This window comes from Sphingopyxis sp. SCN 67-31, from assembly GCF_001725095.1.
The window spans coordinates 25,166-42,882 of record NZ_MEFH01000079.1; the positions used below are offsets into that span (position 1 = coordinate 25,166).

A 17,717-nucleotide genomic window follows, 5' to 3' on the forward strand; every position below is an offset into this window, starting at 1 on the left:
GCGGAGCGTCGCCGCCCGATGGTCAGGGACGGTCGGATTCCCACCAGTAGGGCGCGCGCTTCCGCGCCCCGGTATCGACCTCGTTCATCGTCGACGGGTCATAGAGATGGCCGCCCAGCATCACGCGATGGATGCTTTCGCTGTTGCGGATATTCTCGGTCGGATCGGCGTCGAGGATGAGGAGGTCGGCGAGCTTGCCGACCTCGAGCGAGCCGACATCCTTCGCATAGCCGAGCGCGGTCGCGGGCATGATCGTCGCGGCGCGTAGCGCGTCGATGGCGCTCCAGCCGCCGCGGACGAACGACCACATCTCCCAATGCGCGCCGAGGCCCGCCTGCTGGCCGTGCGCCCCGATCGACACGTTGCGCCCGGCCGCCGCGATCTTCGCCGCCTCGCGCGCCGAATCGTCGTCGACATAGTCGCTTTCGGGCGCGATCACGCGGCGCTTGTTCTCCGCCGCGAGGATGGTCGGCGGAATGTGCCGCGCCAGCACCGGCTGCTCCCAGACATTGGTGTGCGCCCGCCAATAGGGATCGCCCGCGAGGCCGCCGAAGGTGACGACGAGCGTCGGCGTATAATCGACGTTGGTCTGTCCCCACAGCTGCACCAGATCGCCGTAGAAGATGTGGAGCGGGATATTGTGCTCGACCGTCGCGTTGCCGTCCTGGATCAGGGTCACGCCCTGCGCGTACATCGACCCGCCTTCGGGCACGACGGTCATCCCCTCGGCCTGCGCGGCGCGCACGACCATCTGGCGCTGTTCGCGGCGCGGCTGGTTGTAGTTCTTGACGCTGTGCCCGCCCTGCGCCTTCAGACGCCGGACATGCGCGAGCGCATCGGCATAGCTGTCGATCTCGGCATAGATGCCCGCCGCCTTCGCGCCATAGATCGCCTCGCCGGTCGAAAAGATGCGCGGCGCGAGGATCAGGCCCGCGCGCTGCATTTCGGACGAGACGAAGATTTCGGAGGCGCGCGACGACGGGTTGTGGCTGGTGGTCGTGCCCATCGCCAGATTGACGATCTCCGACCAGTTCTGCTGCGGCACCAGTTCGTCGTCGCCGTGCGGGCCGTGCGCGTGACCGTCGACGAAGCCGGGAACGATGGTCTTGCCCGCCGCGTCGATCGTCACCGTGCCCGCCGGGACGGTGAGCGACCCCGCCGGGCCGATCGCCGCGATGCGGTCGTCCTCGATCAGGATCGCGCCATTGTCGACGATCCCGCCCTGCTTGTCGGCCATGGTGACGATCTTCGCGCCGGTGATCAGCACCGCGCCGCGATGCTTCGCCGCCCTCTGCGTCATCGACAGCGACACGCCGGCGGTGGGCGGTGTGAAGGCCGCCTTCGCGCCCGGCGCGCCGGCGAACAGGGCGGAAAGGTCGGCGCTGAACAGCGTCGGGCCGCGCGTCCAGTGAAGCCGGCGGCCGCCGTTCGACCAGTGGACATAATCGGCGCCGCTGTCGCTGACGCGCGTCACGGGCAGCGCGCCGCCCTTCATCCCCAGCGCGACATCCTGCGCGCCCGGCATCAGCGGCGTGACATAGACGTCGTGGTTCTGGCGAAAGGCGAGGGTGCGGCCGTCGGGCGAAATCTCGTAATCGCTGACCAGTTCGCCGCTGGCATGAACGCGCTTGTCCTGCCCCGACAGGTCGGTGCTGACAAGCTGGCTCTTGCCGCCGCCCGATGCGACCATGAACAATCGGTCGCCCGATCCCCCGAACTGCGGCTTGGCGCCGTCCGCGTCGACGAGTTCGGGCGTGCCGCCGGCCGCCGCGACGCGATAGACGCCGGGGTTCGCGCCCCAGCGTCCGGAGGTCAGGTAGCCGCCGCCGCGCCGTTCGAAGACGATCGTCCCGCCGTCGGGAGAGAAGCGCGGCTCGGCATAGTGGCCGGGCACGCTCGTCACCCTGCGCGTCGCGCCGCCGCCGGCGCCGACGACGTGGACTTCGCCGAGCCCCGCATCGGTCCAGCGCACGAAGACGACCGACTTGCCGTCGCGCGACCAGCTCGGCCACATCTCGAACGCAGCATCCTTCGCCGCGGTCAGGCGCCGGGCGGTGCCGCCGGTCGCGGGCTTGATCCACAGCTTGCCCAGCGTCTCGAACACGACCTGACCGCCGTCGGGCGACACTTCGGCCCAGCGCGGCATCTGCGTCTCGAAACTGTCGGGCGCGACTGCCACCGCGGGATGGACGGCGTCGACGATCACGCGGTCGTCGGAGATGCGGAAGGGGATGACGCGCGCTTCGCCGCCGTCGCCCGCCACGCGGCGCAGCTTGCCGCCGGCCCAGAACAGGATGTCGCGGCTGTCGGGGGTCCACGCCATGTTCGGATAGACGCCGGTGACGGCCCAGGTTTCCTGCACATCCTGATCGAGCGCGTCATAGAGCTTGCGCTCGGCGTCCGAGGCGAGGTCCTTCACATAGAGCTTCGATTCCATGCCTTCGCGGCGGACATAGGCGATGCGCTTGCCGTCGGGCGAGGGCGTCGGCCGCACCGCGCCGCCGGGACCGCCGGCGACGGTGGTGATCGCGCCGCTGTCCATGTCATAGCGTTCGATATGGAACAGGTCGGTGTTGCTGTCCTGCGCATATTCGAAGATCGGGCCGGGGGAAACGTTGCGGGTGTAATAGACGCCCTTGCCGTCGGGCGCGAAGGTCGGCTCGCCGAGTTCCTTCTGGTGGCGCTCGCTCGGGCGCTTGACCAGCGGAACGCCGCCGCCGCCAGAAATATGATACAGCCACACCTCGCCGGTGCCGAGCGAGCGGCCGGTGGTGAAATGCTTCTTGGCGACGATGAACTGGCCGTCGGGGCTCCAACTCGGCTGGTTGAGAAGGCGGAAATCCTCCTTGGAAAGCTGGCGCTTGTCGCTGCCGTCGCGGTTCATCACCCAGATATTGTCGCCGCCGCCGCGGTCGGAGACGAAGGCGATGCGCGAACCGTCGGGCGAGAAGCGCGGCTGCTGTTCATAGGCGAGCCCCTCGGCGATCCGCGTCGGCGTCCCGCCCTCGATCGGCATCGTATAGATGTCGCCGAGCAGGTCGAAGGCGATGGTGCGGCCGTCGGGCGCGACGTCCACGTTCATCCAGCTTCCCTCGTCGACCGCGATCGGCACCGTGCGCGTCGTCATGCCGGGCGGGGCGTTGACGTCCCACGTGTCGGTACCGGTTCCTTCGGCGGCGGCCTGCGCGTGAGCCGAAGTCGAACAGGCCAGAGCCGCCGCGAAGGCGATTGCGAAACGCGCCATGAATGATGATCCCCTGTTGAAATATGCCGCGACCATATGACCTTGCCCCATCATTGCAAGGCGCGGCTTTCGATGAGAAGCCTGGCAGGCTCGACAGGTGACGGTCGTCCCATGTCGTCCTATGGCCTGTGGGGATTTGGCGTTCGGCGCGCTGCCTCATCCGTTCGTCATGCTGAACTCGTTTCAGCATCCATGGTCGGAGCTCTCCTTTTGCGCCGCCTTTCAGGTGAGAGCAGACCATGGACCCTGAAACAAGTTGGCGTTTATATCTTAGAGACAGGGACGCTGGTGATCCCCGGCGAAAGCCGGGGTCCATGCGAGGCAGCGCTGTGCCATCTGGACCCCGGCTTTCGCCGGGGAACGCCCACCTGTCGGAAGGGGATAATTGCTAAACAAGTTCAGGGTGACGAAAGGGACAAACCGTGCCGAAATCCGAATCCCCACAGGCCATGGGACGGTGGCGAAGCAGGAGGAGAAGCATGTCTTGCCGCTGACGGGAATCAGGGTGCTCGATTTCGGGCGCTATATCGCCGGCCCCTATTGCGCGGCCTTGCTTGCCGACTATGGCGCCGACGTCATCCGCATCGAGGCGCCGGGCGGCAACGACGACCGCTTCACCGTCCCGGTCGCCGCCGACGGTTCGGGGGCGATGTTCCTGCAGATGAACCGCGCCAAGCGCTCCCTGACGCTGAAGCCGGCCAGTCCCGAAGGGCGCGGGATCGTCCGGCGGCTCGTCGAGACGGCGGATGTCGTCGTCGCCAACCTGCCGCACGATGCGCTGGTGAAGCTGGGGCTCGACCATGACAGCCTGTCGGCGATCAATCCGCGGATCATCCTGGCGACGGCGTCCGCCTTCGGCCGCGATGGGCCGCTGTCGCGCAACGTCGGCTTCGACGCCATCGGACAAGCAATGTCGGGCACCGTCCATCTGACCGGCACGCCCGGCCAGCCCTATCGCGCGCAGGTCAATTATGTCGATTTCGGCACCGCGCTGCATCTGGCCTTCGGCGTGCTGCTCGCGCTGCGGGAGCGCGAGGCGACGGGGCAGGGGCAGTGCGTGTCGGGATCGCTGCTCGGCACCGCGCTCGCCATGTCGAACGGCCTGACGATCGACGAGGCGCTGAACGGCATCGAGCGCCAGCCGATCGGCAATCGCAGCTTCGGATCGGCGCCGACCGACCTGTTCCGCACCCGCGACGGCTGGATCGTGACGCAGATCGTCGGCGGCCCGATCTTCGCCCGCTGGGCGGCGCTGGTGGGGCGGCCCGAACTGCCCGCCGATCCGCGCTTCGCAAGCGACATCTTGCGCGGCGACAATGGCGAGGAACTGAGCGCGATCATGCAGGGCTGGTGCATCGCAAGGACCAGCGCGGAGGCGCTGGCCGAACTCGCAGAGGCGCGCGTTCCAGCGGCGCCCGTGCTCAAGCCGGGCGAAGCGCTGGCGCAGCCGCAGGTCGCCGCGATGGGGCTGGTCGAGCCGGTCGCCTATCCCGGCACGCCCGCGCCGGCGCCCGTCATCCGCGCTCCGATCGACCTGTCCGCCAGCGCGAAGATTCCGCCGTGCCGTGCGCCGCAGGTCGGCGAGCACAGCGACGCGATCCTGGCCGAACTCGGCTATGACGCCGACGCCATTTCGGCTTTGCGCGCGCAAAGGATAATTTGAACGGCGCGGCGGTGGACGTCCGGCCGACGCCTTCCTATGGTCTGCGGGGATTTGGGTTTCTGCGCAGTTTCTCCCTTTCGTCACCCTGAACTTGTTTCAGGGTCCATGGTCTGCCCTCGAATGAAAGGCAGCACAAAAGGGAGGGTCCGGCCATGGATGCTGAAACGAGTTCAGCATGACGAACGGATGATGCAGCGCGCCGAACGCTAAATCCCCCCAAGACCTTAAGTTTGGGAACCGACCGATAATCAGCGCGAGGAGCCTCCGATGACCGAGCAGACCGACTATGTGCCGCCCCGGGTGTGGACGTGGGACAAGGAAAGCGGGGGACGCTTCGCCAACATCAATCGCCCGATCGCGGGACCGACGCACGACAAGGCGCTTCCGATCGGCAAGCATCCGCTCCAGCTCTATTCGCTCGGCACCCCCAACGGGGTGAAGGTGACGGTGATGCTGGAGGAACTGCTCGCGGCCGGGCACGGCGGCGCCGAATATGACGCATGGCTTATCCGCATCCACGAGGGCGACCAGTTTTCGAGCGGCTTCGTCGCCGCCAACCCGAACAGCAAGATTCCGGCGCTGGTCGATCGCAGCGGCGCCGATCCGATCCGCGTCTTCGAATCGGGCGCGATCCTGATCTATCTTGCAGAGAAATTCGGGGCCTTCCTGCCGACCGAGCCCGCGCAGCGCGCCGAGACGCTGTCGTGGCTGATGTGGCAGATGGGCAGCGCGCCTTTCCTGGGCGGCGGATTCGGCCATTTCTATGCCTATGCGCCCACCAAAATGGAGTATCCGATCAACCGCTACGCGATGGAAGTGAAGCGGCAGATGGATGTGCTCGACCGGCAATTGGCGGAGAATGAATATATCGCGGGCTCCGCCTATTCGATCGCCGACATGGCGATCTGGCCCTGGTACGGCGCGCTCGCCAAGGGGCTGGTCTATGACGCCGGCGAATTTCTGGGCGTGCAGGATTATCGGAACGTCCAGCGCTGGACCGACCAGATCGCGTCGCGCCCCGCGGTGAAGCGTGGCCGCATGGTCAACCGGGTCATGGGCGACCCGGCGAGCCAGCTTCACGAACGGCACGACGCGTCGGATTTCGACCTGCGGACGCAGGACAAGGTGCAGGCCGAACAGCCCGCCGAATGACGCAATTGCACGGAAAGGCGCCTGCGGAGCCCTTCAGCATTCGACAAGCCTTTCCCGCAAGCGGTTGGCAGAAAAGCATTTTTCTGCCGATTGCGGCGCGGCGATTTTACGCATTTCCGGTAAAAGCGCCGAATCGCCCTCGCGACCGCCTTTTTACGTCCATCGGCGATGATCGGACCCATGACAGGTCCGCATTCCCTCGATCCATCGACCCGCCGTGCCGCCATTGCGACCCCGGACCTGATCGGGATACATACCCTTCAGGCAAATGGGGAGCTGTTCCCCGGCGAAAGCCGGGGTCCATGCGGGGTAGCGCTGTGCCATCTGGACCCCGGCTTTCGCCGGGGAACAGTCACCTGTCGAAAAGGGATAATTGCCGACCTGATCCGGGGTCGCAATGACGGGTCCATTCGATGTCATCATGCGCTTGCCCGATGCGACCGGGGCGCGGCGGTGATCGAAATGGCGCTCGTCCTGCCGCTGTTCATCGCGCTGCTGATGGGCGTGCTGGTCTATGGCCAATATTTCCTGCTCGCGCACGCGGTGCAGCAGGCCGCCAACGACGGCGCCCGCGCCGCGATCGTCGGGCTCGACGCGGCGGACCGGCGCGGCATCGCGGAACGAGCGGTCGACCGCAGCCTCAGCGGCGTCGCGGGGTTTTCCGCCCGGGCGCGCACGGTCGCCGTGACCGAAACCGCCGACGCGCTGACCGTCGCCGTCAGTTTCAGCGTGCCCGAAGACAGCTTCCTGCGTTCCTCGCTCGTCCCGTCGCCCGCCGGCCCGATCCGGTCGAGCGCGACCTTCGAACTGCCGGTGGATTGACCATGCTCCAGACATATCGCCTTTCCGCTTTACCTTGCGACCGGCGCGGCGGCGTCAGCGTCCTGACCGCCTTTGCGATGACGATGCTGATCGGCTCCGCCGCCTTCGCGGTCGATATCGGCTCGCTCTATCTCGACCGCCGCCAGCTTCAGGGGATTGCCGACGCCGCGGCGCTCGCCGCCGCCGCGCATCCGGGCGCCGAGCGCGCGGCGGCAGAGCGGATCATCGCCGCGAACTGCGATTGCGGCATAGCGATCGCCGCGCTCCAGCCCGGACGCTATACGCCCGACTCCGCCGTCGCGGCGGAACAGCGCTTCGTCGCCGGGGGCGTATCGCCCAACGCCGTCCGCATCCGCCTGACGCGGCCGAGCCCGCTCTATTTCGGCGGTTTCCTGACCGGCCGAAGCCATAGCGTCGTCGCGGTCACCGCCACGGGCGCGCGGCGCGGCTATGCGGCCTTTTCGTTGGGCTCGCGCGTCGCGGCGCTGCGCGGCGGCGTTCCCAACGCGCTGCTCTCCGCGCTGACCGGAAGCCGCGTCGAACTGTCGCTGATGGACTATCAGGCGCTGGCGAGCGCCGATGTCGATCTGCTCGCCTTTTCCGAAGCGTTGCGGACCGAACTGCACGCCGACGCGCTGACGTTCGGCGAGACGCTGGACATGCAGGCGACGTTGCCGCAGGTGCTGTCGGCGCTGGCGCGCGCGAGCGACGGACAGGTCGCCGATACGCTGGAGACGATCGCCGACAAGGCGCTGCCGCGCGCCCTGATCCCGTCGCGCGCGATCGACCTCGGCCCGCGCGCGTCGAGCATCCGCGCCGATGCCGCCGACCGGGTCGACGTGAACCTGATGAGCCTGATGCAGGCGATGCTGGCGCTCGGCAACGCCAACCGCCAACTCGAACTCGCGCTGGCCAGCGACCTGCCGGGCGGCTCGGCGATCGACGTCGCGCTGCTGATCGGCGAGCCGCCGGCGCAATCGCCGCTGATCGCGGTGACCGACGATCAGGACGTGGTCGTCCGCACGGCGCAGGTGCGGCTGAAGATCGTCAGCCGGATCGCGACGCCGCTGCTGACGAGCGTCGAACTGCCGATCGTCGCAGAACTGGGATCGGCGGCGGCGCGGATTTCGGACATGGATTGCGGCGGCAGCGATCAAGGCGTGACGCTGGCCGTCACCACCTCGCCCGCGACGTTCGCGATCGGGACGGTCAGCAACGGCGATTTCGCGAACATGCAGCGCCCGCTCGCGCCCCAGATGGCGCGCGTATTGCGCCTGCCGCTCGCCAGCGTCGATGCCCGGGCGCAACTGACGCTGGCGGACCAATCCGAAAAATCGCTCGCCTTCTCGCGCGCCGAGATCGCGGCGGGCACGGTCAAGACGGTCGAGAGCAGCGGCCTTGCCGGCGGGGTGGCGCGCTCGCTGGCCCGCGACATGGATTTGCGGGTCAACCTGCTGGGCCTCGGGCTCAATGCCGGCGCGCTGACATCGCTGGTCGGCGAAACCGTGGGCGCCGCGGCGCCGGCGCTCGATGGGGTGATCGAGGGGCTGACGGGCGTGCTGGGCCTCCACCTGGGTGAGGCCGACGCGCGGGTCAACGCGCTGCGTTGCGGACGGACCCGGCTGGTGTGAGGACCGATCCGGTGCCGTTCCGGACGCGAATCCGCATTTTTGCGTCGGGTTTCGAGGCAAATGCCGCACCGGCATGCCATAATGCGAGGGAAAGGCTCGATCCGGGGAGACGGATATGGAGACGGTCAGGGAACCGCAGCGCGTGCCCGCTGCCGAATTCATTCGCGGTTTCGCGAACTGGCGCCTGCAGGCGTCGCGCAAGCCGGTCATGGTCACGCATCACGGCAAGGATGCGCATGTGCTGATCTCGCTCGCCGACTATCGCCGCCTCGACGGCAAGGGGGAGGCGGAAGGGCGCGACGCGTTGGCGGCATCGCAGGCGGCGCTGATCGAGGCGATCCGTGACGCGGTGATCCTCGTCGACCGCACAGGCCGCGTCGCGGGGGTCAATCCGGCGGCCGCCGATCTGCTCGAACGGGCGGCGGCCGCGCTGATCGGCCGGCCCTTGCCCGACGTCCTGCCGGGGTTCGCGCGCTCGGTGCTGTTCGCGCATTTCCTGCGGATGCTCGACCATCGCGAGCGTTTCTCCGGCGAGGTGCCGGGGCTGATCGAGCCGCAGCGCTGGCTGCGTGTCGACCTCCTCCCGCTGCCGATCGGCGGGGCGATGGTGCTGCGCGACATCAGCGACGCGTGGGGGACGCGCGCCGAACAGGACGCCCGGCGCGCGCTCGCCGACGCGGTCGAGATCGACGGGACGATCGGGGTCGCTCGCGTGTCGGTGCGCGAGGCGATCGAGGCGGCCAACCCGGCGCTCGCCGCCATGATCGGCGCAAAACAGTCCGCAATCCCCCACCTCCGCTTCTCAGCGCTGCTCGCGGCCGGGCAGCGGCACGCTTTCACCGAGGCTTTCGAAGGCCTGTTCCGTACAGGCGACCCTGTTCGCATCGCGTCGGAACTGGTGACTCGTGGCGGCAGTGTTGTGTCAGTCACGCTCGCCATGGTCGAGCGGCGATCGGCCTATGCGAGCGAAGGCGCGGTAATCCTGGCGGTGCGCCGCTAGAACCAGCTTCCACGATCGATCGCACGGCTGCCGACTGGCAGGGAGAAATATTGCCCGTCCTCGCCGACAATGATCGGGCCGTCGAAGCGATTATCGGCGCCGTCGAGCAGCGCCGCGTCGAAGTAGCGCGAAGGGAGGGGCGGGACGATGTGGCTGAGGACGAGCATCCGGACGCCCGCGCGGCGTGCGCTGTCGGCGGCCTGCGCGGGGCTGGCATGATAATCGAGGATGTCGTGCATGATCCGGCCCGTCTGAGGCCGCCCGGCGGCCGTCAGGCGATCGGAGAGGTGCTGTACCATCTTCGGCTGGAGAGCCTCGTGGATCAGCAGGTCTGCACCCTTCGCCGCGGCTTCGAGCGAAGGCGACGGCGCAGTGTCGCCGCTGATCACAACGCTGCGTCCCTTGTAGTCGAAGCGATAGCCGACCGCGGGCCACACCGGGCGATGATCGACGGGAAAGGCCATGACCTGCAAACCATCCGCCGCGTAGATGGCGGTCGGCGCCGTAGGCATTGCAAAAGGCATCGCGACGGCGCCCGCCGCCGCCGGTGGCGTGATCGTAGCGCCGTGGTGCGCGGTACGGTAGCCATTATCGGCGGCATAAGCGGCGTTGAAGCCGGCAATCACCGCCTCGACGCCTTCTGGGCCGTGGACAGGAAGGGGGCTTTCGTTGCCGCTCGCGGTCCAGCGCAGCAGCATCATCGGCCCCATGCCGTCGATATGGTCCGAGTGGAAATGGGTGAGAAACAGGTCGCGGATCCGGGGATTGGGCAATCCCATCAACGAGATGTTGCGCGCTCCGCCTTCGCCCGCGTCGACCACGAACATCGCCTTGCCGGCGATCACAACGGTGCATGATCCGGCGCGGCGGCGATCGGGCAAGGGCGATCCGGTGCCGCATAAAGCGACGTGCAGGCCGTCGGGCAGGTCCGCCAGCCGATCGCGTCCGGCCGCCCGCTCGGCCCCGCGCTCAAACAGCCACAGCCCGATCGGACGCTGGAACAGGAAAGCCGCCGTGGCGGTCATACCTACGATCAGCAGCGCCCAAAGCGCCGCACGCCTGCCTCTTGTCATCATGTCCCCCACTTGTTTCCCCCTTCATGCGGCACGGAAGGCCGCTGGACAAGCCGTGCCGTTCGGCGCAACCTGCGCCCTGTTCACAGTGGTGAAGGTTGCGAGGCGCAACTTGCCGTTTACGTAAAGGTGAGCGCCCGTTAAAAGGGGCCACTGCCCAAGGGAGAATCAAAAGATGGACATGGAGTTCAGCCCCGAAGACCTCGCCTTCCAAAAGGAAGTGCGCGACTTCATCGCCGAAAACTATCCCGCCGAACTGCGCGGCAAGCAGGACGAGGGCGATGAACTCACCAAGGAGGATTTCCTCTCCTGGCACCGGATTCTCTACAAGAAGGGCTGGGTGGCGCCCGCGTGGCCGGTCGAATATGGCGGCACCGGCTGGACGCCGACGCAGCGCTTCATCTTCTCCGAGGAAACCGCTCGCGCCGACTGCATTCGCCTGATGCCGTTCGGCCTCGCGATGGTCGGTCCCGTCATCTACACCTTCGGCACGCCGGAACAGAAAGCACGCTTCCTGCCGCGCATTCTGTCGGGCGAGGATTGGTGGTGCCAAGGTTATTCGGAGCCGGGGTCGGGGTCCGACCTCGCCAGCCTGCGCACCGTGGCGGTGCGGGATGGCGACGAATATGTTGTCAACGGCCAGAAGACCTGGACGACGATGGCGCAATATGCTGACTGGGGCTTCTTCCTCGTCCGCACCGACAAGGATGCCAAGCAGCAGGAGGGCATTTCCTTCCTGCTCATCGACATGAAGTCGCCCGGCATCACCGTGCGCCCGATCATCACGCTGGGCGGCGAGCATGAGGTGAACGAGGTGTTCCTCGAGGACGTCCGTGTTCCCGTCGACCAGCGCGTCTATGAAGAGAACAAGGGCTGGACCTGCGCCAAGTTCCTGCTCGCGCACGAGCGCACCGGCATCGCCGGGGTCGCATCGTCGAAGCGCGGCGTCGAGCGCGTCAAGGCCATCGCGCGCACCGAACTCGACGGCGATCGGCCGCTGCTTGCCAACCCCTTTTTCAAACGCAAGCTCGCCGAGTTGGAGATCGACCTGACCGCGCTCGAATTCACCGAGTTGCGCGGGCTTGCCGGTCCGAACGCGGGCAAGGGGCCGGGACCGGAGTCGAGCCTGCTCAAGATTAAGGGCTCCGAAATCCAGCAGCGCCTGACCGAACTGACGCTCGAAGCGGTCGGCCATTACGGCGCGCCCTATTTCCGAGGCTTCGGAGAAGGCGACAACGAGCATCCGATCGGGCCTGACTATGCGCATCGCGCCGCGCCGACCTATTTCAACATGCGCAAGACGACGATCTATGGCGGGTCGAACGAGATTCAGCGCAACATCATCGCGAAGATGGTTCTGGGATTGTGACGGCGGCGTCCCCGCGAAAGCGGGGGCAGCAATCGGCCTTATTCGGCGCCGCAATGTGAACCTACAGCGGCCCCCGCCTTCGCGGGGGCGACGGGGATAGAAAAAATGGATTTCACTTACACCGAAACGCAGGACATGATCCGCGACACGCTGTCGCGTTTTCTGGCCGACACCTATGGCTTCGAGACGCGCCAGAAGTTCATTGCCAGCGACACGGGCCGCGACCCGGCGATCTGGACCGCGCTTGCGCAGGATCTCGGCATGCTCGGCGCTTCCTTTGCCGAGGAGCATGGCGGCCTGGGCGGCGGCGCGCTGGAAAATGCGATCATTATGGAGGAACTGGGCAAGGTCATCGCGATCGAGCCCTATCTTCCGACTGTCGTCATCGCGGGTGGCGCGCTGAAGGCGGTGGGCGGGGCGCAGGCCGACGCGCTGATCCCCGAGATCATCGCGGGCAACGCCATCGTGGCCTTCGTCTATGCTGAGCCGCAGGGCCGCTATGACCTTGCGAACCTGAAGACCAGCGCGAAGAAGGACGGCGCCGGCTGGGTGCTGAACGGGCACAAGGGCGTCGTCTATGCGGCGCCGTGGGCGACGCACCTGCTCGTCACCGCGCGCACCGGCGGCGGCCAGCGCGACCGCGACGGCGTGTCGCTGTTCCTGATCGACGCGAAGCTGCCCGGCATCGTCCGCCGCGATTATTCCACGGTCGACGGCAACCGTGCGTCCGAAATCTATTTCGAGAATGTCGCGATCCCCAGCGACGCGTTGCTCGGACAGGAAGGGGACGGCCTGCCGCTGATCGAGCAGATCGTCGACGAAGCCACGGTCGCGGTGTGCGCCGAGGCGACCGGCGTGATGCAGAAACTGCACGAAGGCACGCTCGAATATACCCAGCAGCGCAAGCAGTTCGGTGTACCGATCGCCAAGTTCCAGGTGCTTCAGCACCGCATGGTCGACATGTTCATGGAGGTCGAACAGGCTCGTTCGATGACGATCATGGGGACACTGAAGCTCGACCTGCCCGCGGCGGCGCGCATGGCGGCGGTATCGGCGGCGAAGAACAAGGTCAGCCGCGGCGCGAAGTTCGTCGGGCAGAATGCGATCCAGACCCACGGCGGTATCGGCATCACGCAGGAACTGGCGATCGGCCATTATTTCAAGCGCGCGACCCTGATCGAAGGCCAGTTCGGGAGCGCCGACTATCATATGGATCGTTACGAGCGGCTCGTGCTGGCGGAGTGAGGCGAGGCCATTCGCTTTCGGGCTTTTTCCATTCGAAATCGAATCACTCCTTACTCTCAGGGGAAGGGGCGACGCGAGCCGACCGCGATGGGCTTCGAGGCGCGTAATATTATTTCAAAGTATACAAAGGTCACATTACGTACCCCTCGTTTGGCCTCCTATGCCGGCGCGCGCCTTCCGAAAAAGCCTTCCTTCTGACAGAAGGCCGCCTGTTCCATGCGATGAAGGGGCCATGCACGGAGGCTGGCACGCGGCGATGTGGGAAAGCGCTTTTCTGGCACGCAAAGACGAGGCGGGTCGATCTGGATTCCGTTGACTTTCGATTGAAGTAGTTCGTCATCGCGAGCGAAGCGAAGCAATCCAGGGCGTTTGCCGCACAACTCTGGATTGCCGCGCAGCTTCGCCACTGCTCGCAATGACGAGTCCGCCCAATGTCATCATGTTCTAATAGGCGACGTCCACCGCGATCCGCAGCGTGCGAGGACGAAGCGGGGTTGCGTAGCCCGGCCCGTCCTCGACGAACGGCGTGCCCAGCGAAAAGCGATTGCCGCGGGCGTCGAAAAGGTTGGTGAGGGTCAGCGACAGCCCGCGCCGGGCATTGCCGAATCGCATCGCGAACCCGGTGTCGACATAGTCGCCTTGGCCTTCGCCGAGCACCGGGCCAATGCCGAGGCGCGACGGACCGACATAGTTGGCCCAGCCGCCGACGCGCAATTCCTCGTCGCCGACCGGCGCGACATAATGGACCGCGCCGCGCACCGCGTGGCTGGCGACATTGGGGATGCGGCCAAGTCGCGCCGGCGCCGCCATCGCGATCGGCGCGATCAGCGACGACAGTTCGTCGACCCGGCTGTGGTTGTAGACGGCGCCGAGTTCGAACGACAGCGCCGGACCCGGCTGCCAGGCGAGCGCGCCTGAAACGCTGGTAATCCGGCCGTTGCCGATATTGGCGGTGGTCGGAAAGCCGCTTGCGTCGATGAAATCAGCCTGGATGTCGCGCCAGCGGCTGTAGGATAGCGAGATATTGGCGTCGAAGGGGCTGGTCCCCCGTTCGCCGAAGCGCACGCCGGCTTCCCATGTCCGCACCTGGTCGTTGCGGAAGCGGCGGACGAAATGGCTGTCGATCGCGAGCCCGCCGGGGCGGAATCCCTCCTGATAGCGCGCATAGAGTGTCAGATTGGCGAAGGGCGAAGCGAGCAGAGAGGCAGAGGGCAGGAGATCGGTTTCGGTCCGGTGCGCGGTGATCGCGCGGCCCGCCATCGCGATGACGAAGGGCACGTCCTCGCCGCTGCCGCCCAGCCGGGCGTGCGACAAGCGCAGCCCGGCGGTCGCAACGAGGCGCGGAAGCAGTTCGAGCGTCGCTTCGCCATAGCCGGTGAACTCGGTGATCCGGTTGGTGACTCCGGTCAGCGGCGCGCGCAGCACCGTAGCGCCATATTCGCGGCGCTGCCGGGTCCGATTGTCGATGACACTCGCGCCGACGACCCAGCCGAGCCCAGCGTGGAAGGGGCGCGACAACCGGCTCTCGCTGACGAGCATGCGCGTTGCACTATATTGGTCGAGCACCTGCGAGGCGTTCTGCTCGCCGGTTGCGTCGAAGCGTTCGTAGAGGCGATGACGGATGAAGGCGTTATATTGGTCGAGCACCTGCGAGGGGTTCTGCTCGCTGGTCGCGTCGAAGCGCTCGTAGAGGCGATGACGGATGAAGGCGTTCGACGACTGGAAATGCAGCCCGTCCCAATCCTTGGCAATGACGATCGTGCCGAGCCCGTAGCGGGCCTTAGCATTTTGTTCGACGAGCGAATTGCGGGTGAGCGGTGGCGCGTCGCGGTCGGCATATTGCGCATCGTCGGAGACGATCGCCTGATAGACGCCGCCGAGGTCGATCGTCCACGCGTCGCCCGCATCGAAGCGGAAGGTCGCACGGCCGCCGCGCACATGGACGCGGTTGATGTCCTTCTGCCCGCGCAGCGGATTGTCGATATAGCCGCCGTCGGTGAGCATGTAGCCGACGAGGCGCAGCGCGTGGCCATCGTCCCCGACCGGCAGGTTGGTGATGGCGGCGATGTCGCCGCCCGGATCGCCATGCTGGGTGATCGAGGCGCCCGCGATCGCCTGAAGCTCCATGGCGCCTGGATTCGGCGCCTTCGGCACGACGCGGATGATGCCGCCGAGCGACCCCGCGCCATAGAGGGTGCCCTGAGGCCCCTCGAGCACCTCCACCGCGTCAACGTCGTACAGGCGCAGGTCGGGATCGGGCGCGTTGTAGCTGAGACGGATGTCGCCCAGATATTGCCCCACGGTCGCCTGCGTCGGCCCCGTGAAGCTCGAATCGGCGATGCCGCGGATGAACAGCTTGTTGCGCCCCGAGCCAAGGTGGGTCGAGGACACCGTCGCTACGCGTGAGAGGATCGAATCCATCCCGCGCTCGCCCCCGAACGCCAGATCGCCGCCATCGAGGATCGTGGCGACGCCCGCGAAACGCGAATAGGGGGTGTCGGCCTTGCTCGCCGTGACGATGATCTCGTCCTCGGGCCGGGCGACGAGATGATCGGGCACCTGCGCCCGCGGCGGCGGCGTTGCGCGCGGTGGCGAGGTTGACCGCCGTGCGACCCGCTGAACCGGCCGGCGCTCGATCCGCCAGCTCGTGTCGCTGACGCGCACGGCGCGCGCCTGCGTTCCGTCGAGCATCCGCCGGATCGCCGCATCGACGCTCATCCGCCCGCGCACCGGGCGGACGCGGCTTTTCCACAGTTCGGCGTCGGCGACGCTGATGCTGACCCCGGCCTGCCGGCTGAGCAGCGGAAGGGCCGCCGACAGATTGCCCTTCGGGACATCGAACATGCACTCCTCGGCCGCCTGCGCCGGCGCGACCAGCGCCAAGGCTGCGCCAGTGACAAGAAGGGGGTTAAACAGGAGGGGGGAGAGCCGGAACCGCATCGTCAGCGCGACAGCACCCAGCCATCGCCCTGCCGCTCGGCGCGCGTCCCCGACAGCGCAGCGAGGTCTGTTACGGTGCGGGCGGGGTGTTTTGCGAGGATCAACGCGCCGCGGAAGCGGGTGTCGGCAGCGTTGGGGGCGATCCGCAGGTCGATGCCGGCGGTGCGCCGCAGGTCTTCCGCCACGTCGGTCAGCCGCGTGTCGTTGTAGACGAGCAGCCCGGTGCGCCAGCCGCCGACGTTGGCGACGTCGATCGCGTGCGGCGCCGGTGCCGCGCGGTCGCCGTCGCGGGCCTCCAGCCCCTGTCCGGCGACGACGCGGACATTCTCGCGCCGGGGGTTGTAGGCGACCACGCCCTCCGACACCGCTACCGCGGTGCGGCCGTTCGCGCGCACGACGTTGAAGGCGGTGCCGAGGTCGACGAGTTCGGCGCCGCCCGCTTCGACGACGAAGGGTTCGTCCGCACGGTGGACGACATGGAACATCGCTTCGCCGCGTTCGAGCCGCGCGAACCGGGGGCGATCGTCGTCGAGGATGAGGAGCGAGGCGCCGTTGACCTCGATCCGCGATCCGTCGGCCAGCGCAAGGGTACGGTGCTCGCCCGCCGCGGTCTCGATACGGCTGGTGCCGTCGAACAGGCCGAGGCTCGAGAGGCTGATGGCCCCGACCAGCGCCGCGGCGACCGCGCCACCGAACCACGCCCGCCGCGACGGTCCGCGCCGCACGGACGGCTCGGATCGCCGGGTGGGGGGCAGGGCGTCGAGATCGGCATCGAGGCCGGCAATGGCGTCATAGGCCGCGCCGTGCCCCGGATCGGCCGCGAGCCAGTCGGCAAACGCATCCCATTCGGCAAAGCCGGGATCGCGCTGGCGCACGACCCAGTCGATCGCCTGCGCCTCGATGGCGGAATCGCGATCAGGGCGCATCGAATTGCCTCCTTGCCGCCGCGAGCGCGGCATAGACCTTGCGCAGGTCGGCTTCGACCGTGCTGAGGCTCACCCCCATCTCGGCGGCTATATCGCGCTGCTGGACGCCGTCGACCCGGAAACGGCGAAAGATGTGCGCGGAGCGCTCGCCGGTCGCCGCGATCGTGCGTTCGACCATCGCCAGCTGCTCGCGCGAGATCAGCGCGCGCTCGGCCGACGGAGGCTCGGCCGCCGCCGTCTCGCTCCACGCCCGGTCGCGCAGCGCGCGTTGGCGCGCGGCGCGATAGCGGTCGAGCATCAGGTTGTTGGCCGATCGCATCACATAGGACAGCGGGTTCGCGATCGGCCCGGTCGGCCGTTCGGTCAGCCGCATCCACAGATCCTGAAACAGATCCTCCGCCTGGTCGCCCGCGCCGCGCAGTTCGAGGAAACGGACGACCTGCGCCCGGTGGGCGAGCAATACGCCTTCGATGCCGTGCGCGGCCTCGTCTCGATCGGTCGCCTGGGTCATGAAATACCTGGTTCGGAACGTCGCCTGCAGTGCGCCGGCGCCCACGCCGCCGGCCCGGTCCTCCGGTCCCCTGATGGCGCCGTGATATAGCGCCACCTGCGACATCCGCAACCGTGACGCGGCGATGCCGGACGGCATCGA

At 67.4% G+C, this 17,717-nt stretch carries 12 protein-coding genes; 7 read left to right on the top strand and 5 right to left on the bottom strand.

What is annotated here, in order from left to right:
- Positions 1–22 precede the first annotated feature (22 nt).
- Positions 23–3,244, bottom strand: a complete 3,222-nt coding sequence (locus ABS88_RS16750) for an amidohydrolase family protein (RefSeq protein WP_076075405.1) — start codon at positions 3,242–3,244, stop codon at positions 23–25.
- Between the two features lie 457 nt (positions 3,245–3,701).
- On the opposite strand from ABS88_RS16750, the gene ABS88_RS16755 reads away from it, so the two are divergent.
- The 5 genes from ABS88_RS16755 (at position 3,702) to ABS88_RS16775 (ending at position 9,512) form a co-directional block, all read left to right on the top strand.
- Positions 3,702–4,907: a CaiB/BaiF CoA transferase family protein gene (locus ABS88_RS16755; RefSeq protein WP_234002642.1), complete on the top strand. Its 1,206-nt coding sequence runs from the start codon at positions 3,702–3,704 to the stop codon at positions 4,905–4,907.
- Between the two features lie 267 nt (positions 4,908–5,174).
- On the top strand, positions 5,175–6,059 hold the full coding sequence (yghU, locus tag ABS88_RS16760) for a glutathione-dependent disulfide-bond oxidoreductase (RefSeq protein ID WP_076075402.1): 885 nt from the start codon (positions 5,175–5,177) through the stop codon (positions 6,057–6,059).
- A gap of 462 nt (positions 6,060–6,521) precedes the next feature.
- A complete protein-coding gene (locus ABS88_RS16765) occupies positions 6,522–6,881 on the top strand; it encodes a TadE/TadG family type IV pilus assembly protein (protein WP_083675213.1) in 360 nt (119 codons plus the stop codon).
- A gap of 2 nt (positions 6,882–6,883) precedes the next feature.
- On the top strand, positions 6,884–8,512 hold the full coding sequence (locus ABS88_RS16770; RefSeq protein WP_076075397.1) for a TadG family pilus assembly protein: 1,629 nt from the start codon (positions 6,884–6,886) through the stop codon (positions 8,510–8,512).
- Positions 8,513–8,627: 115 nt separating this feature from the next.
- Positions 8,628–9,512 (top strand): PAS domain-containing protein, encoded by an 885-nt coding sequence (locus ABS88_RS16775; RefSeq protein WP_104959652.1) that lies wholly within the window; start codon positions 8,628–8,630, stop codon positions 9,510–9,512.
- Here ABS88_RS16775 and ABS88_RS16780 read toward each other — a convergent pair.
- On the bottom strand, positions 9,509–10,585 hold the full coding sequence (locus ABS88_RS16780) for an MBL fold metallo-hydrolase (RefSeq protein ID WP_083675212.1): 1,077 nt from the start codon (positions 10,583–10,585) through the stop codon (positions 9,509–9,511). The genes ABS88_RS16775 and ABS88_RS16780 overlap by 4 nt on opposite strands.
- Positions 10,586–10,760: 175 nt before the next feature.
- On the opposite strand from ABS88_RS16780, the gene ABS88_RS16785 reads away from it, so the two are divergent.
- A complete protein-coding gene (locus tag ABS88_RS16785) occupies positions 10,761–11,954 on the top strand; it encodes an acyl-CoA dehydrogenase family protein (protein ID WP_076075389.1) in 1,194 nt (397 codons plus the stop codon).
- Between the two features lie 105 nt (positions 11,955–12,059).
- Complete coding sequence (locus ABS88_RS16790; RefSeq protein ID WP_104959653.1) at positions 12,060–13,199, top strand: acyl-CoA dehydrogenase family protein; 1,140 nt, start codon at positions 12,060–12,062, stop codon at positions 13,197–13,199.
- A gap of 444 nt (positions 13,200–13,643) precedes the next feature.
- On the opposite strand, the gene ABS88_RS16795 is transcribed toward ABS88_RS16790, so the two are convergent.
- The 3 genes from ABS88_RS16795 to ABS88_RS16805 are packed head-to-tail and all read right to left on the bottom strand — an operon-like array spanning position 13,644 to position 17,576.
- Positions 13,644–16,139 carry a TonB-dependent receptor gene (locus tag ABS88_RS16795; protein ID WP_104959654.1) on the bottom strand — a complete coding sequence of 832 codons (2,496 nt, stop codon included), beginning with the start codon at positions 16,137–16,139 and terminating at the stop codon, positions 13,644–13,646.
- Positions 16,140–16,141: 2 nt separating this feature from the next.
- Entirely contained in the window at positions 16,142–17,065 is a 924-nt protein-coding gene (locus tag ABS88_RS16800) for a FecR family protein (RefSeq protein ID WP_076075384.1), read from the bottom strand.
- Positions 17,055–17,576 carry an RNA polymerase sigma factor gene (locus ABS88_RS16805; RefSeq protein WP_076077838.1) on the bottom strand — a complete coding sequence of 174 codons (522 nt, stop codon included), beginning with the start codon at positions 17,574–17,576 and terminating at the stop codon, positions 17,055–17,057. The genes ABS88_RS16800 and ABS88_RS16805 overlap by 11 nt, the downstream gene beginning before the upstream one ends.
- Positions 17,577–17,717 lie beyond the last annotated feature (141 nt).

What these genes read in the sequence shown, in the direction of transcription:
- ABS88_RS16750 (WP_076075405.1), bottom strand. Translation starts at nt 3,244, where the DNA reads ATGGCGCGTTTCGCAATCGCCTTCGCGGCGGCTCTGGCCTGTTCGACT.
- yghU (WP_076075402.1), top strand. Translation starts at nt 5,175, where the DNA reads ATGACCGAGCAGACCGACTATGTGCCGCCCCGGGTGTGGACGTGGGAC.
- ABS88_RS16765 (WP_083675213.1), top strand. Translation starts at nt 6,522, where the DNA reads ATGGCGCTCGTCCTGCCGCTGTTCATCGCGCTGCTGATGGGCGTGCTG.
- ABS88_RS16770 (WP_076075397.1), top strand. Translation starts at nt 6,884, where the DNA reads ATGCTCCAGACATATCGCCTTTCCGCTTTACCTTGCGACCGGCGCGGC.
- ABS88_RS16775 (WP_104959652.1), top strand. Translation starts at nt 8,628, where the DNA reads ATGGAGACGGTCAGGGAACCGCAGCGCGTGCCCGCTGCCGAATTCATT.
- ABS88_RS16780 (WP_083675212.1), bottom strand. Translation starts at nt 10,585, where the DNA reads ATGACAAGAGGCAGGCGTGCGGCGCTTTGGGCGCTGCTGATCGTAGGT.
- ABS88_RS16785 (WP_076075389.1), top strand. Translation starts at nt 10,761, where the DNA reads ATGGACATGGAGTTCAGCCCCGAAGACCTCGCCTTCCAAAAGGAAGTG.
- ABS88_RS16790 (WP_104959653.1), top strand. Translation starts at nt 12,060, where the DNA reads ATGGATTTCACTTACACCGAAACGCAGGACATGATCCGCGACACGCTG.
- ABS88_RS16795 (WP_104959654.1), bottom strand. Translation starts at nt 16,139, where the DNA reads ATGCGGTTCCGGCTCTCCCCCCTCCTGTTTAACCCCCTTCTTGTCACT.
- ABS88_RS16800 (WP_076075384.1), bottom strand. Translation starts at nt 17,065, where the DNA reads ATGCGCCCTGATCGCGATTCCGCCATCGAGGCGCAGGCGATCGACTGG.
- ABS88_RS16805 (WP_076077838.1), bottom strand. Translation starts at nt 17,576, where the DNA reads ATGACCCAGGCGACCGATCGAGACGAGGCCGCGCACGGCATCGAAGGC.